General features: G+C 74.6%; 9 protein-coding genes. 1 reads left to right on the plus strand and 8 read right to left on the minus strand.

Annotated elements, in window-relative coordinates; translation table 11 throughout:
* From AC0HI0_RS15015 to AC0HI0_RS15050, 8 genes are read right to left on the minus strand one after another with little or no spacing between them, the layout of a single operon-like run.
* On the minus strand, window positions 1–684 hold the full coding sequence (locus AC0HI0_RS15015; RefSeq protein WP_480932964.1) for a hotdog family protein: 684 nt from the start codon (window positions 682–684) through the stop codon (window positions 1–3).
* Window positions 684–1,583, minus strand: a complete 900-nt coding sequence (locus tag AC0HI0_RS15020; RefSeq protein WP_480932965.1) for a GHMP family kinase ATP-binding protein — start codon at window positions 1,581–1,583, stop codon at window positions 684–686. Before AC0HI0_RS15020 ends, AC0HI0_RS15015 begins: the two co-directional genes overlap by 1 nt.
* Window positions 1,580–6,865 (minus strand): amino acid adenylation domain-containing protein, encoded by a 5,286-nt coding sequence (locus AC0HI0_RS15025; protein WP_480932966.1) that lies wholly within the window; start codon window positions 6,863–6,865, stop codon window positions 1,580–1,582. The genes AC0HI0_RS15020 and AC0HI0_RS15025 overlap by 4 nt, the downstream gene beginning before the upstream one ends.
* The gene (locus tag AC0HI0_RS15030; RefSeq protein ID WP_480932967.1) at window positions 6,862–7,908 is read right to left on the minus strand and encodes a GntG family PLP-dependent aldolase; all 1,047 of its coding nucleotides are present in this window, start codon (window positions 7,906–7,908) and stop codon (window positions 6,862–6,864) included. Before AC0HI0_RS15030 ends, AC0HI0_RS15025 begins: the two co-directional genes overlap by 4 nt.
* Window positions 7,905–10,175 carry a pyridoxal-phosphate dependent enzyme gene (locus AC0HI0_RS15035; protein WP_480932968.1) on the minus strand — a complete coding sequence of 757 codons (2,271 nt, stop codon included), beginning with the start codon at window positions 10,173–10,175 and terminating at the stop codon, window positions 7,905–7,907. Before AC0HI0_RS15035 ends, AC0HI0_RS15030 begins: the two co-directional genes overlap by 4 nt.
* A 27-nt stretch (window positions 10,176–10,202) precedes the next feature.
* A complete protein-coding gene (locus tag AC0HI0_RS15040) occupies window positions 10,203–11,663 on the minus strand; it encodes a lyase family protein (protein WP_480932969.1) in 1,461 nt (486 codons plus the stop codon).
* Window positions 11,660–11,878 carry an MbtH family protein gene (locus tag AC0HI0_RS15045; protein ID WP_480932970.1) on the minus strand — a complete coding sequence of 73 codons (219 nt, stop codon included), beginning with the start codon at window positions 11,876–11,878 and terminating at the stop codon, window positions 11,660–11,662. Before AC0HI0_RS15045 ends, AC0HI0_RS15040 begins: the two co-directional genes overlap by 4 nt.
* Before the next feature lie 12 nt (window positions 11,879–11,890).
* Window positions 11,891–13,756 (minus strand): non-ribosomal peptide synthetase, encoded by a 1,866-nt coding sequence (locus tag AC0HI0_RS15050; protein ID WP_480932971.1) that lies wholly within the window; start codon window positions 13,754–13,756, stop codon window positions 11,891–11,893.
* 363 nt (window positions 13,757–14,119) lie between these two features.
* Here AC0HI0_RS15050 and AC0HI0_RS15055 point away from each other — a divergent pair, with 363 nt between their 5' ends.
* Window positions 14,120–14,626 (plus strand): FBP domain-containing protein, encoded by a 507-nt coding sequence (locus AC0HI0_RS15055; protein ID WP_480932972.1) that lies wholly within the window; start codon window positions 14,120–14,122, stop codon window positions 14,624–14,626.
* Window positions 14,627–14,647: the final 21 nt, after the last annotated feature.

A 14,647-nucleotide genomic window follows, 5' to 3' on the forward strand; every position in this document is an offset into this window, starting at 1 on the left:
TCACACCCCTTCGCCATCGAGGGCCGTCCAGCGCGCCGACGCGGTGGCGACCAGTTCGCCGCTCGGCCCGTAGACGCTGGTCAGGTTCACGGCGGTGCGGCCCGCCCGTTCCGCGCGGCGGGCCACCACCACGTGCGGCTGCCCCGCGCGCGGCGGCGCGAGGACGTCGGCGGTCATCCGGGTGAGCACCATCGGCTCGGCGCGCGGGTCGCTCGCCCACCCGCCGGGGCAGTCCAGCACGCCCCACAGCACCTCGGTGGTGGTCTCCCCCGGCACCCACCCGCAGGCCGCGGTGTCCGCCCGGCCGGCGACCGGTCCGGGCGCGAGGCGCAGCCCGTCCGGCCGGTCCTGGCCGCACACGAAGCACGTCGGGAACGGGTGGGCGCGGTGCCCGAGGAACCCCCGGGACGCCTCGGCCGCCTCCGCGGGCGTCACCGGGTCCACCACGTCGATCGGACCGTTCGAGCCGGACACGGTCGCCACGACCTCGTCGCCGAGCCACAGGTGGGCGCGGCGCGGCCCGGGTTCCAGGCGCATCGGGGTGTCCAGCGGCGGCGGGGCGATGAGCGTGACCACGGCCCGGCCGGCCGCAGGCGGCGCGAGCCCGGCCAGCAGGCCGCACACCCAGCCGCCCTGCCCGGACGCGGGCGGGCCGTTGAACCTCGCGGGCACCCGGACCTCCATCAGGCACCGACCTTCCACGGCAGGCACGTGTCCGCCACGCACAGGGACGTGTGCGTGGACACCGCCGGCGACAGTTCACGCAGCCGTGAGCGCACGTAGGCCACCTTCGCCTCCCGCAACGGATCGCTGTCCGCGACCAGCACGCCGATCACCGTGCCGCTGTGCGCGAGCACCAGGCCCAGCGCGTCGGCGTCGCGGTGGATCCGCCGCACCTGCTCCAGCAGCGGACGCGGCCGGACCTTCGTGCTCAGCTCGGCGCTGCGCGTGGACACCGCGCCCACGGCCGGCAGGTCGTGCGCGCGCACCGCGCCGGTCAGCACGCCCAGCAGTTCGGCGTACTCCTGCCGGTCGCGGTCGGTGTACGGCTTGGGGATGCGGTTGTGCCGCACGGTGTCCACCTGGCCGCCCTCGTCGACGGCGACGATGGTCAGCGCGGGCAGGCAGCCCAGCCGTTCCCGCAGCCGCACCTCGCGGTGGTAGTAGGCGACGATCCCCTCGTACATCACGCCGTCGGTGGGCTCGATGTGCCGCAGGAACGTCTCGATCGCGCCCGCGTCCAGCGGTTGCCCCAGCGCCGCGCCGACCGCGCGGGCGGTGGCCACCAGGTCCGCCGACGAGCTGGCCAGGCCCTTGCCCTCGGGCAGCCGGCTGGTCAGGTCCAGCACGCCGCCGCCCCGGTGGCCGCGCTCGCGCAGCATCCGCTCCACCAGCCGGCGCGACTTCTCCTTGGTGGGCGGTGCGACCACGACCGGGTCGTGCTCGCCGGTCAGCTCGAAGCTGGCCGTGGAGAACTCCGCGATCGGCAGCGTCACCAGGAAGTCGCGCTCCTCCTCGGGCAGCACGCCCTGGAGCAGCTCCCCGAACGTGCCGCAGGCGCGGCCGTGTCCGACACCCGTCACGTCCGTCCCCCCACCCTCGCGTCGAGCACGTCGGCCACCTCGGCGACGTGTGGCAGGCGGACCAGGTCGAAGTGCCCGGCGGGCAGGTCGTGGACGCTGAACCGCCCGTGCACCGTCCGCGCCCAGCGCGCCGCCGCGCCGTGCTCCCGGTTCTCGAAGCCCTGCACGAAGAACGCGTCGCCGGGGTACGCGCCGGGCCGGTGCGCGACGTGCGCCCGCACGTTCGCCTCGTACACGGCGAGCAGCCCGTGGTGCGCGACGTCGCCCAGCTCGGCGCGCAGCGCGGCGGCCACGTCCACCTGCTCCGGGTCGTACTGGCCGGGGAACGACGGGTCCACCATGCCCAGCACGGTGACCCGCTCCGGTGCCCGCACGGCCATCTCGTGCGCCACGACCGCGCCGAAGGACCACCCGACCAGGTGGAATCGCGGCACGTCGGCCAGCAGCGCCAGGTACTGCCCGGCCAGCTCCGCCACGGTCGGTTTCGGCGCGGCGGCCCCGGAGATGCCGAGCACGGGTCGCCGGGCGTCGATCGCGGCCACCAGGTCCCGGTAGCCGGCGAGGGTGCCCGCGGCGGGGTGCACCAGCACCACCGGCACGCCGTCGCCCGCGCGCAGTTCGCGCAGCCTCGGCACGTCGTCGGTGCCGGCGCCCGCGTCGGGTGCCAGCAGCGCGGCCAGCGACCGGACCGTGCCGCCGTCGAGCAGGTCGTTGACCGGCAGGGCCCGCCCGAACGCCTTGCGCACGGCGGTGAGCAGTCTGAGCGCCTTGAGGGAGTGCCCGCCCAGTTCGGCGAACGTGTCCAGCACACCGACCTCGGTGGTGCCCAGGACCTCGCACCACAACTCCAGCAGCACCCGTTCGGTCTCGGTCGCCGGCTCGACCCGCCCCGCCTGGGGCACCTCGTGCACGGTCAGCGCGCCGCGGTCGACCTTCCCGTTGCGCGACAGCGGGATCGCGTCCACGGTCCGCCACACGCCGGGCACCAGGTAGGCGGGCAGCCGCTCGGCCAGGTGGGCGCGCAGGGCCGCGTGGTCGGCGTCGCCGACGACGAACGCGACGAGCGCGCCGTCCCGGGCGACGACCGCGCAGTCCCGCACACCGTCCACACCGGACAGTGCGGCTTCGACCTCGCCGGGCTCGACCCGGAAGCCCCGGATCTTGACCTGGTCGTCCACCCGGCCCAGGTACTCCAGTTCGCCGCCGGGCAGGTGCCGGGCCAGGTCGCCGGTCCGGTAGAGGCCGCCCGCGAACCGCTCGGCGGTCAGTCCCGGCTGGTTGCGGTAGCCGTCGGCGAGCCCCGTGCCGCCGATGTGCAGCTCGCCCGCGACCCCGATCGGCACCGGGCGGCGGCGCGCGTCGAGCACGTGCAGCGTCACGTTGGCGATGGGCCGGCCGATCGGCACGACCGCGCGCCCGTCGTCGCGGCAGCGCCAGTGGCTGACGTCGACGGCGGCCTCCGTCGGGCCGTAGAGGTTGACCAGTTCGGCGTCCCCGAGGGCCAGGACGCGCTGCTGGAGGTCGTGCGGCAGGGCCTCGCCGCTGGCGAACACCCGGCGCAGCCCGGCGAGCCCGGCGGGTTCGGCGTCCAGGAACGCCCTCAGCATCGACGGCACGAAGTGCGCGACCGTCACGCCCTCGGACCGGATCAGCCCGGCGAGGTAGGCCGGGTCGCGGTGCCCGTCCGGCTTCGCCACGACCAGGCACGCGCCGGTCATCAGCGGCCAGAAGAACTCCCACACCGACACGTCGAACGAGTACGGCGTCTTCTGCGCCACCCGGTCCCCCGGGCCGATCGGGTACGCCTCCTGCATCCACAGCAGCCGGTTCGCGATGGCCCGGTGCGACACGACCACGCCCTTGGGCCGCCCGGTCGAGCCGGAGGTGAAGATCAGGTACGCCGGGTCGGCGGGCGTCACGGCCACGTCCGGCGGCGTCGCGGGCCCGTCCTCGGGGACCTCCAGCCGCACCGCGCCGTCGAGGTCCCGGTCCGCCAGCACGAGCACCGGCCCGGCCTCCGCGACCAGCTCCGCGATCCGCGCCGGCGGCAGGTCCGGGTCCAGCGGCAGGTACCCGCCGCCCGCCCGCAGCACCGCGTGCAGCGCGACGACCAGCACGTCCGACCGGCGGGCGCTGACCCCGACGAACCGGCCCGGCCGCACGCCCCGCTCGACCAGCCGGTGCGCGAGCCGGTTGGCGCGCGCGTCGAACTCGGCGTAGGTGAGCGTGCCGCCCGCGAACCGCACCGCGGGCGCGTCCGGGTGGTCGCGGCTGGTGAGCAGGTGCAGCACGTGCGGTCGGTCGTAGTGGCGGGTGGTGGCGTTCCACTCGGCGAGCCGGGCGTGCTCGGCCGGCGGCAGCAGGTCCGCCTCGGCGTGCGGCCCGTCCGGGTCGGTGGCCATCGCGCGCAGCACGGCCTCGTAGTAGCCCCGGATGCGGTCCACCCGGTCGACGTCGAGCCGGGTGCGGTCGTGGCGCAGGCCGAGCGCGAACCGGCCCGTGTCGGCGTCGCGGTAGAACTCCGCGCCGAACGGGAAGTTCGTCGGCACCAGGCTGTCCTCGTCCACCACCGCCAGCTCCGAGGCGTCCGGCGCGCCGCGCGAGACGTGGAAGTGGGTGTAGTTGAAGAACGTCTCGAACAGCGGCGCGCCGCCGTTCTCGCGCTGCACCTCGGCCAGCGGGAAGCGGCGGTTCGGCTGGATCGCCACGTCCTCGGCGGCCACCCGGCGGACCAGGTCCGCCCAACTCCGGTCGGCCGCGCCGCCCCCGCCCACGTCCAGCCGGAACGGCACGGTGTTGAGGAACAGCCCGATCACCCGGTCGCTGTCGGGTTCCTCGCCGCGCCCGTTGTAGACCACGCCGGTCACCACGTCGTCGCGCCCGGACACCAGCGCCATGACCCGCAGGTGCGCGGCGAGCAGCACGACCCGCACCGGGACCTTGAGCCGGCTCGCCAGCGCCACCAGCGCGTCGCCCAGGTCGGGCAGGTCGGCCTCGGCCATCACCATGTCCGGCTTGCCGCGCGCGGGGCCGCCCAGCGGCAGCGCGCCCGCCGTCGCGTCGCCCAGCCGCTCGGCCCAGAACGCGCGCTGCCCGGCATCGGCGAGCGCGGCCCGTTCCAGGGCGACGTAGGAGCGGAAACGGGCGCGCGGCGGTGGCGGGACCTCGCGGTCGTGCCCGAGCCGGCGGACGTAGAGGTTGAGCAGTTCGGCGAACAGGGACCGGCCGCTCCAGCCGTCCATGACCGCGTGGTGCTCCACGATCCACAGCTGCGCCTCGTCGTCGGCGCGGCGCTGCACGTGGAAGCGGACCAGCGGCGGTGCCGTCCAGTCCAGCGGACGGGCGCGCTCGGCGCGGAACCGTCGGGAGACGGCGGTTTCCACGTCGGTGCCGCGCACGTCCTCGAACGTGACGGGCGCGGGCACGCCGGCGTGCACGAGCTGCACCGGTTCGCTGAAACCCGCGATGGCGAAGGAGGTCCGCAGCACCTCGTGCCGCTCCAGGACCTCCGCCACGGCCCCGCGCCACGCCTCTTCCGAGTACTCGCCGCGCAGGTGGTAGGTCGCCACGTTGTGGTACAGCTGCTCGGACTCCGAGGACTCGCTGTGGTAGAGCATCCCGGCCTGGAGCGCGGTCAACGGGTAGGCGTCCACGAGGTCGGGTCCGACGAGTTCGCGGTCCGCCGGGGCGAGCAGGTCCAGCCGGGCGGCGCTCGCGGTCTCCGGCACCACGTCGGTCACCAGCGGCGCGAGGTCGCGGATCGTCTGGCACAGCACCAGATCGGTGATCTTGACGCCCAGCCCCCGTTCGCGGGCGTGGGCCAGCAGTTGCACGCTGCGGATCGAGTCGCCGCCGATCTCGAAGTAGTTGTCGTCGATGCCGACCGCGTCGCGGCCCAGCACGGTCGCCCAGATCTCGGCCAGCGCGACCTCCACGGCGGTGGTCGGCGGCGCGTACGGCGCGGGCTCGTCCCAGTCGTCGGCGACCGCGGCGCCCGCCGGATCGGTCGCCACCGGCGCGTCCGGGTCGTCGGCGGCGGCCCGCAGCACCTCGCGGTAGCGCTCGGCCAGCGCGGCGACCTCCTCGGCGGTGAACAGGTCCGCCCGGTACTCCACACCCGCTTCCAGCCGGTCGGGGAGTTCGTTGACCTCCAACGAGATCGGGAACTTCGCGGTGTCGGAGTCGAGCAGCTCGGGCGCGAACTCCACCCCCGCCGCCGACCGGCGGCCGTCGCCGAGGTCGTTGTAGGTGAACAGCACCTGGAACACCGGGTGGCGGTCGGCCGCGCGCGGCGGTTTCACCTCCTCCACGACCAGTTCGAACGGCACGTCCTGGTGCGCGAAGGCGTCCAGAGTGGACGATCGGACCCGCTCCAGCAGGCCGCGGAAGGTCAGCGGGCCGGCCAGGCTCGTCCGGATCGCGAGCGTGCTGACCAGGAAGCCCACCGTGCCGTCGAACTCGGGCCGGGCGCGGTTCGCGGAGGCCGTGCCCACGATCACGTCGTCGCCGAGCCGTTCGCGCAGCACGACCGTGAACGCGGCCAGCAGCACCATGAACAGCGACGCGCCGGACCCGGCGGCCAGGGCGCGCAGCCGGGCCACCGCGTCGGCCGGCAGGTCGAACGGCAGGCTCGCCCCCGACTGCGCGGGCGCGGCGGTCCGCCCGGTCGGCAGCACCGGCAGCGGGTGCGCCAGCGCCCGCCGCCAGAAGTCCAGCTGGGCGGCGGCGGCCGGGCCGGTCAGCCACTCGTCCTGCCAGCCCGCGTAGTCGGCGTACTGGAAATCCGGCTCGGGCAGCACCGGCTCGCCGCCGGTCGCGTACGCGCCGTAGGCCGTCACGACCTCGTCCAGCACCAGGTTGGCCGACCAGCCGTCGCAGACGATGTGGTGCATGGTGAGCAGCAGCGCGGTGCCGTCGTCGCCGTGGTGCAGCGCGGCGCGGAACAGCGGGCCGCGTTCCAGGTCGAACGGCCGGGCCGCCTCCCGGCGCGCCCAGTCGGCCACCGCGCCGCCCGTGCCGACCGTGAACTCCACGTCCGCCTCCGGCGTGACGACCTGGAGCAGCCGCCCGTCCGAAAGCGCGAAGCGGGTGCGCAACGCCTCGTGCCGGGCGACGCTGAACGCCACCGCGCGGCGCAGCGCCGCCACGTCCACCTCGCCGCCGAGCCGGTAGCACAGCGGCACGTGGTAGGTCGGCTCGTCGCCGAGCACCTGCTGCACGAAGAACAGCTGGTACTGCGCCCGGGACGCGGGGAACAGGTAGACGCCCGTGCCGGTGGTCATCGCCCGGGCCCCTCTCGCAGCACGTCGCCGGCGATCGCCACCGCCCGCTCCACGTCCTCGCGGGTCACCCCGGAGTGGGTGACCGCGCGCACCCGGCCGTGCCCGAGTTCGGCCAGCGCGAGGCCCTTCGCGGCGGCGGCGGCGACGAACGCCTGCCAGGTGAACCGCTCGTCCACGACCCGGAACATCACGATGTTCGTCTCGACGTCGGGGTAGGCCAGCTCGATCCCGTCGACCTGGGCGAGCCCCGCCGCGAGCAGCCGGGCGTGCTCGTGGTCCTCGGCGAGCCGCGCGTGCTCCCGGATCGCCACGATCCCGGCCGCCGCGACGACGCCCGCCTGCCGCATCCCGCCGCCGAGCATCTTGCGCAGCCGGCGCACCCGTCCGATGAACTCCGCCGAACCGGCGGTGATCGACCCGATGGGCGCGCCCAGGCCCTTGGAGAGGCAGAACTGCGTCGAATCGGCGTGCGCGACGATGTCGGCCACCGGCACGCCCGAGGCGACGGCGGCGTTGAACAGCCGCGCCCCGTCCAGGTGCACGGCGACGCCGCGTTCGTCGGCGAACCGGCGCACCGCCGCGAGGTAGTCGTCCGGCAGGACCCGGCCGCCGCACCGGTTGTGCGTGTTCTCCAGGCACAGCAGGGCGGGCAGCGCGAACTGGGGGTCCTCCGGGTCGTCGGGGAAGCCCCGCGCGAGGTCGTCGAGCGCGAGCGTGCCGCGCGGGCCGGTCCGGACCGGTTCCAGGACCACGCCGCCGAGCACGGACGGTCCGCCCGCCTCGTAGACGTAGATGTCGCTCTCGTCGCCGGCCAGCACCTTCGCGCCGCGGCCGGCGTGGGCCAGGATCGCCGCGAGGTTGGCCATCGTGCCGCTGGGCATCAGGCACGCCGCCTGCTTGCCGGTGACGTCGGCGGCCAGCTCCTCCAGTTCGCGCACGGTCGGGTCCTCGCCGTACACGTCGTCGCCCAGCGGCGCGTCGACCATCGCCTTGAGCATGTCCGGCGTCGGCAGGGTGAAGGTGTCGCTGCGCAGTTCGATCACCGGGCGTCCTCCAGACGGATGCCGATGCGGTCCAGGGCGCCGTCGAGCGCGGTGTCCACTTCGGACGGCGAGGTGCCGACGGCGATGACGTACCCGAGGCGGTCGTAGGCGTTGGCGGGCGGGCGCACCGGGGCTCCCGGACGGGCGGTGACGGTGACCCGTTCAACGCCGGGCACGGCCTGCGCCGCGTCGACGCCCGCGACCTCCGCGAGCACGCCCTCGGCCGGGGCGAGCAGGAACGCGATGCCGGCGTGGCCGGCGCGGGCCGGCGTGAGGTCGGGGCGCAGCCCGGCGGCCACCCGCACCTGCTGCTCCAGCAGCTCCACCCCGGTGGCCAGCCGGATCAGCTCGGGGATCATGCCGCCGGCCGGCCTCGGGTTGATCTCGACCACCGCCGGGCCGTCCGGGCCGAACCGGATCTCGGTGTGGGTCGCGCCGAGCACCACGCCCGCCGCCGCGACGGCCCGCCGCGCGGTGTCCACGACCTCGTCGGCCACGTCCGGGGGCAGCGGGGCCGGGAACAGGTGGCGGTGCTCCACGAAGCGCGGGCCGGGCGTGACGGACTTGCGCGTCACGCCCACCCGGTGCGTGTCGCCGTTCCAGCCGAACAGCTCGACGCTGTACTCCTCGCCCGCGAGGTGCTGCTCCACCAGCACCGACCGCGCGGTGGGCAGGTCGCGCACGTTCGTGCGCACGGCCAGGATGCGTTCCGCCTGTGCCGCGACGGTGTGCGCGTCGTGGCAGAGCAGCACCTCGTTGGAGCCGGAGTCGTCCACCGGCTTGACCACGCACGGCAGACCCACCAGGGCGACCGCGTCGGCCACCGCGTCCGGCGACACCGGCTCGTGCAGCACGGCGAACCGGGGCTGCCGCACCCCCGCCTGCGCCAGCCTGGCCCGCAGCAACGACTTGTCGCGGCACGTGCGCACCGCGTCGACCGGGTTGCGCGGCAGGCCGAGCCACGTCGCCAGGTCCGCCACGGCGGGCGCGTAGAAGTCGCTGGTGCTCGTGACACCCGCCAGCTCGTCGCGGCGGAACCGCTCCTGGATCGCCGCGCGCAGCGCGACCGGCGAGTTCGTGTCGCACTCCAACACCTCGGCACCGGTGTCGGCCAGGCCCGCGTACCGGGAGGGCTTGCTGGTCAGCAGCACGGGGGTGAGACCGAGGCCCGGGGCGAGGTCGAGCGCGAGCATCCCGGTGCCGGTGGTGTTGGCCTCCACGAACAGCAGGTGCCGGTCGAGGTCCGCGCCGCTCTTGTTGGCCGACCGCGACCACCCGGTGACGGTCGTGCCGTAGTCGACCGGCTCCGGCGTCCGCGCCACCGGCAGCCCGGTCAGGCCCGAGGAGGCCCAGAACTCGTCGCTGTAGACGGTGTCGGCGTACCGGTCGCCCCGGTCGGGGAAGATGCCCACGATCCGGGTGCCCGGCTCGGCCCGCGACGCCACGTCGGTGAGCACCCGGTAGACCGAGCCGGAGGTGTTGCCCGCGAAGATCTGCTGCTCGGCGGCCAGGGCGCGGGCCGCGGCGAACGCCTCGTGGTCGTTGAGCCAGTGCACCTCGTCGATCAGGCCCCGGTCGAGGTTCTGCGGCAGCAGGCTGTTGCCCAGGCCGCTCTGCAACCGGCGCGGCTCGTCGGGCTGGTCGAACAGCGCGCTGCCCACGCAGTCCACGCCCACCACGACCAGGTCCGGCAGGCTCTCCCGCAGCGCCCGCGACGACCCGCACAGCGAGCCGCCGCTGCCCACCGAGCCCACCAGCACGTCGATCGGGCCGACGTCGGCCAGGATCTCGGCGGCCAGCGCGCGGTAGGCGGCCGGGTTGTCCGGGTTGCTGTACTGGCGGGGCCAGAACGCGCCGGGCAGCTCCGCCATCAGCTGCTCCAGGCGCTCGATCCGGGCGCTCTGCCAGCCGTGCGACGTCATCTTCTCCACGACGTGCACCCGGCACCCCAACGCGCGCAGCTTCGCCAGCGTCATGCGGTCGATGCGCGGGTCGGTGACGATGTGCACCGGGTGTCCCAGCGCGGTGCCGACCAGCGCCACCCCGAGCGCCATCGTGCCCGACGAGCTCTCCACGATGTGCGCGCCGTCGGGCAGCGCGCCCAGCCGCTTGGCCTCGGCGACGATGTTCGCGGCGACCCGGTCCTTCATCCCGAACAGGTTCTGCAGTTCCAGCTTGGCGTAGACCGCCACGCCCTCGGGCGCGGGCACGCGCAGCCGCACCAGCGGCGTGTGGCCGATCGCGTCGGTGATGCCGTCGAAGAGCATGGCCTGCCCGTCCCCCCGATGTCCGCGCTACCTGATGTCGTGTACCCGGTCGAGCTTTTCCCGCCGCAGCGCCCATTGCGCGCCCTGCCGGTCCCGTTCGCCCGCCTGCGCCGCGAGTTCGGCGGCCACGGCGTCGGGGTGCGCGGAACCGGTGGTGCGCGTGGCGCGCAGGTTCGCGTCCACGTCGAACGCCTCGGTCAGCAACGCGACCGGGTCGGCGACGGCGTGGCCCTCGTCGGCCGCGAGCCGGGCCAGCAGGCCGCCGTCCGGGCGCGCCGGCGGCAGCCCGGCGTCCAGCGCGGCCACCACGTAGCGCCCGGCCAGCACCTGCGCCCGCCGCCACGGCACGTCGGCGCGCAGCGTGAGCAGCGTCGCCAGGGTGAACCCGCCCAGGTACTCCCGCTCGCACGCGGCCCGCATCCGGTCGGCGCGGAAGGTCAGCCCGGCCAGCACGGCGGTGAGCAGCCGGATCGTGGACCGGGCGGCGTCCAGGGCGTCGTAGAACTGCGCACCGGCCTCTTTGGAGACCTCGACCAGGTTCGTGTACGGGGTGCCGCGCTGGCCCAGCGCCACGTCCACGTGGCACGAGGTCAGGTGGGCGGTGCGGCCCCGGATGCGTTCCAGGACCGGGAAGTTCTTCTTCTGCGGCATCGCCGAGGAGATGCCGCAGAACTCGTCGGGCAGGTCGGCGAACCCGAGGCTGCCGCCCGTCCAGTTGATCAGGTCGGTGGCGAACCGGCTCAGCGTCACGCCGAACACCGACAGCTCGGCGGTGATCTCCGCGACGAACCCGCGCGAGGCCACGTCGGTCAGCGCGCTGCGGCCCGGCGCGGTGAACCCGAGCAGCGCGGCCATCCGGTCCCGGTCCCACGGCAGGTGCTGCCCGGTCATCGCGCCCGCGCCCAGCGGGCAGCCGTCCACGCCGTCGAACGTGGCCAGCAGCCGCCGCCCGGTGTGCAGCAGCCGTTCGCCCAGCGCCGCCAGGTGGAACCCCGGCGTGGACACCTGCGCCGCCTGGTGGTGGGTGTAGCCGGGCATCGGCGTGTCCAGGTGGCGCGCGGCCACCCGGTGGGCCGCCTCGGCCAGGCCGAGCAGGTCGACGCCGAGCGCGGCCAGCCGGTCGCGGGCGAACATCAGCTGCGCGCACGCCTGGAGGTCGTTGCGGCTGCGGTCGACGTGCCAGGCCGGGACGGGCACGGCGACGCCGGACTCCACGTGCCGCTCCAGGGCGAACGCGATGTCGGACAGGTTCGCCGCCGGATCGGCGGCCAGCGCCTGCGGCCGCACCTCGCCGAGCAGCCGCAGCACGTCGTCGGCCTGCTCGGCGGACAGCAGGCCCATCCGCCGGTACTCCAGCGCGAGCACCCGTTCCACCGCGAGGTAGTACGGCAGCAGGTGCCGGACCTCACGCTCGAACTGGGGCCGCAGCACCTCCTCGTCGAGCAGGTCGGCGGGCCCGGCGGACAGCCTGCCGGTCAACGCCGTCACGGCGCGCCCTCCGCCATCTTCAGCCGCAGGCTCAGCGGGCGCAGGTCGGTCCACACCTCGGAGATCCGCGCCAGGCACTCCTCCTTGGTGCCGGTGGTGCCCTCCTCGTGCCACCCGGCGGGCACGTCCCGGTCGGCGGGCCACACCGAGTACTGCTCCTCGGCGTTGAGCACGACCCGGTAGGCGCGGGTGTCCTCGTCATCGCGTTCGGGCATGGTGGCGGCTCCTCACGGTGTCGGGCGGTCGGCGGGCCCGAGCAGGGCCGCGACCTCTTCGGCGGACATGTCGTCGATCCGGGCCACGAGCAGGGCCTCGACCTCCTCGGCCAGTTCGGCGACCGTGGGGCGGCTGAACACCGTGCGCACCGACAGGTCCACGCCGAAGCGCTGCCGGACGCGCGCGGACAGCCGGGTGGCCAGCAGCGAGTGCCCGCCGAGGTCGAAGAAGTCGTCGTCGGCCCCGACCACCCGCACGCCCAGCAGCTCGCGCCACATCGCGGCGATCGCCTCCTGGGCCGGGCCCTCGCAGGGCACGTAGGCGGCGTCGCCCGCGCGGTCGCGGTCCGGTTCGGGCAACGCCGAGCGGTCGACCTTGCCGTTGCTGTTGAGCGGGAACGCGTCGAGCACGAGCACCGCGGAGGGCACCATGTGGCCGGGCAGCCACTGCGCCGCCAGGTCCCGCAGCGCCGCCGGGTCGGGGGGCCGCGCGGGATCGGCGGGCGTGGCGTAGCCGACGAGCTGGTCCGCCTCCCCGATGCGGCGCAGCAGCACCACGGCGTCGCGCACGAGCGGGGCGCGGCGCAGCGCCGACTCGACCTCGCCGAGTTCGACCCGCATCCCCCGGATCTTGACCTGGTGGTCGTCGCGGCCGACGAACTCGACCGTCCCGTCCGGACGGCGCAGGCCCCGGTCCCCGGTGCGGTACACGCGCTGCCCCGGCGTGAACGGGTCCGGGCCGAACGCCTTCGCGGTCGCCACCGGGTCGCCGGTGTAGCCGCGAGCCAGGCCCAGCCCCCCGATGTACAGCTCGCCCACCGCCCCGACGGGGAGTTCGCGCAGATCGGCGTCGAGCACGTACACCCGGTTGTTGTGCATCGGCAGGCCCACCGAGACCGGCCCGGTGGCGGCGGTGTCGGCCGGGCCGCAGGTGTGGTTGGTCGAGTCGATGGACACCTCGGTCGCGCCCCACGTGTTGTGCAGCCGCACGCCCGGCAGCAGCGCGAGGAAGCGCGCCACCGTCGTGGCGGGCAGCGCCTCGCCGCTGGAGGTGACGTCCCGCAGCGCCGACAGGTCGCGGACGGGGCCCGACTCGATCTCGTCCAGCAGCATCGTCAGCATGCTCGGCACGACCTGGAGGTAGACCGAGCGGTACGCCTGGAGGGCGTCCAGGATCGCCCTCGGGTCGCGGTGCGCGCCGGGGTCCAGCAGCGCCACCCGCGCGCCGACCGTCAACGGCCACAACAGTTCCAGCGCGGCGTCGTCGAACGTCAGGGTCGTCTTGTGCAGCACCGCGTCCTCGGGCCGCAGCCGGTGGGTGCGCTGCGACCACGTCATCCGGTTCACCCAGCCGTCGTGCGTGCTCGCCACCCCCTTGGGCACGCCGGTCGAGCCGGAGGTGAAGTAGACCGAGACGAGGTTGTCCCCGCACGCGCCGCGATCGGGACCGGCCGGCTCGGGGCGTGCCTCGGGCGGGAGGGCCGTCACGTCGGCGGGCAGCAGGGCGCGGTAGCCGTCGTCGGCCACGCACACGCGGGCGTTCGCGCCGGCGGTGATCTGCGCGATCCGGCCGGGCGGCAGTTCGGGGTCCAGCGGCAGGTAGGCCGCGCCGGCCTTGAGGATCGCGAGCAGGCCGACGACCATCCCGAACGAGCGGTCGACGCACAACCCGACCACGTCGTCCACGGCGACGCCGGACTCGACCAGCCGGTGCGCCAGGCCGTTGGCGCGGGCGTCGAGCTGCGCGTAGGTCAGCTCGGCCGCGCCGTGCACGACGGCCGGCCGGTCGCCGCGGTCCCGCACCCGGTCCGCCACGAGTTCGTGCAGCCCCCGCCCGGCCGGAAAGGGCGAATCGGTGTCGTTCCATTCCCCAGGCACGATCAAGTCTCCCCAGACGCGATCAAGTCGGTCGTGCACCACGACCGCGGCGGGCCGGTCGGTGGCGCGCCTTCCCGGATGCCGACAATGTGATCAGCCGGCGCGGATTCCGCACCGACCGGACGGTCCCTGCCCAGCAGCCGCCACGCCGATTTACGACAACTGCGGCCGATCACTTCCTAGCACAGGGTCCGACGCCCCGCAATCACCTCCGACCCCCGCCCGGGTTGCACCCCAACGCACTCTTGCGCAGGTCCGGGGGACCGTGTACCCGAAGACACACTACTTTCGGATGTTTGACCGACGGGGCGCGTCATGCATACTGGCCAGGACGTGACGTGTGCGAAATTCGGGGGTAAAGGCGTGCGCCCGGCCGATCCGGAAGAAATACGAAAGTCGTTCGTCAACTGTTCCAAGGGCGAGACGAAAAAACTGTCGCTGCCCGCGGACTTCGCGACGACCGACTGGGCGGTCACCGATTTCCTGGGGTGGACCGATCCGCGCGCGGTCAACAACGCCTACCTCGTGCTGCCGCGCGGCGACGGGATCGTGGGCCTGGCGCTGCGCGCGAACCCCCCGCGCGCGGGGACGTTCCGCAAGTCGGTGTGCGCGTTCTGCCTGACCACGCACGCCGTGTCGGACGTGGCGCTGTTCGCCGCCCCGAAGGCCGGTGCGGCGGGCCGCAACGGCGACACGATCGGCACCTACGCGTGCGCCGACCTGGCCTGCTCCGCCTACGTCCGGCGCAGGCGCAAGCCGGCCGTGCCGCAACCGGCGGAGACGATCGGCGAGGACGAGCGCATCGCCCGGATGATCGGCAACATCGGCCAGTTCGTGGACAAGGTGCTCACCACGCAATCACATCGGTAATCCGCATACCGGCTATTCGGG

The organism is Saccharothrix sp. NBAS 001 (assembly GCF_056640475.1).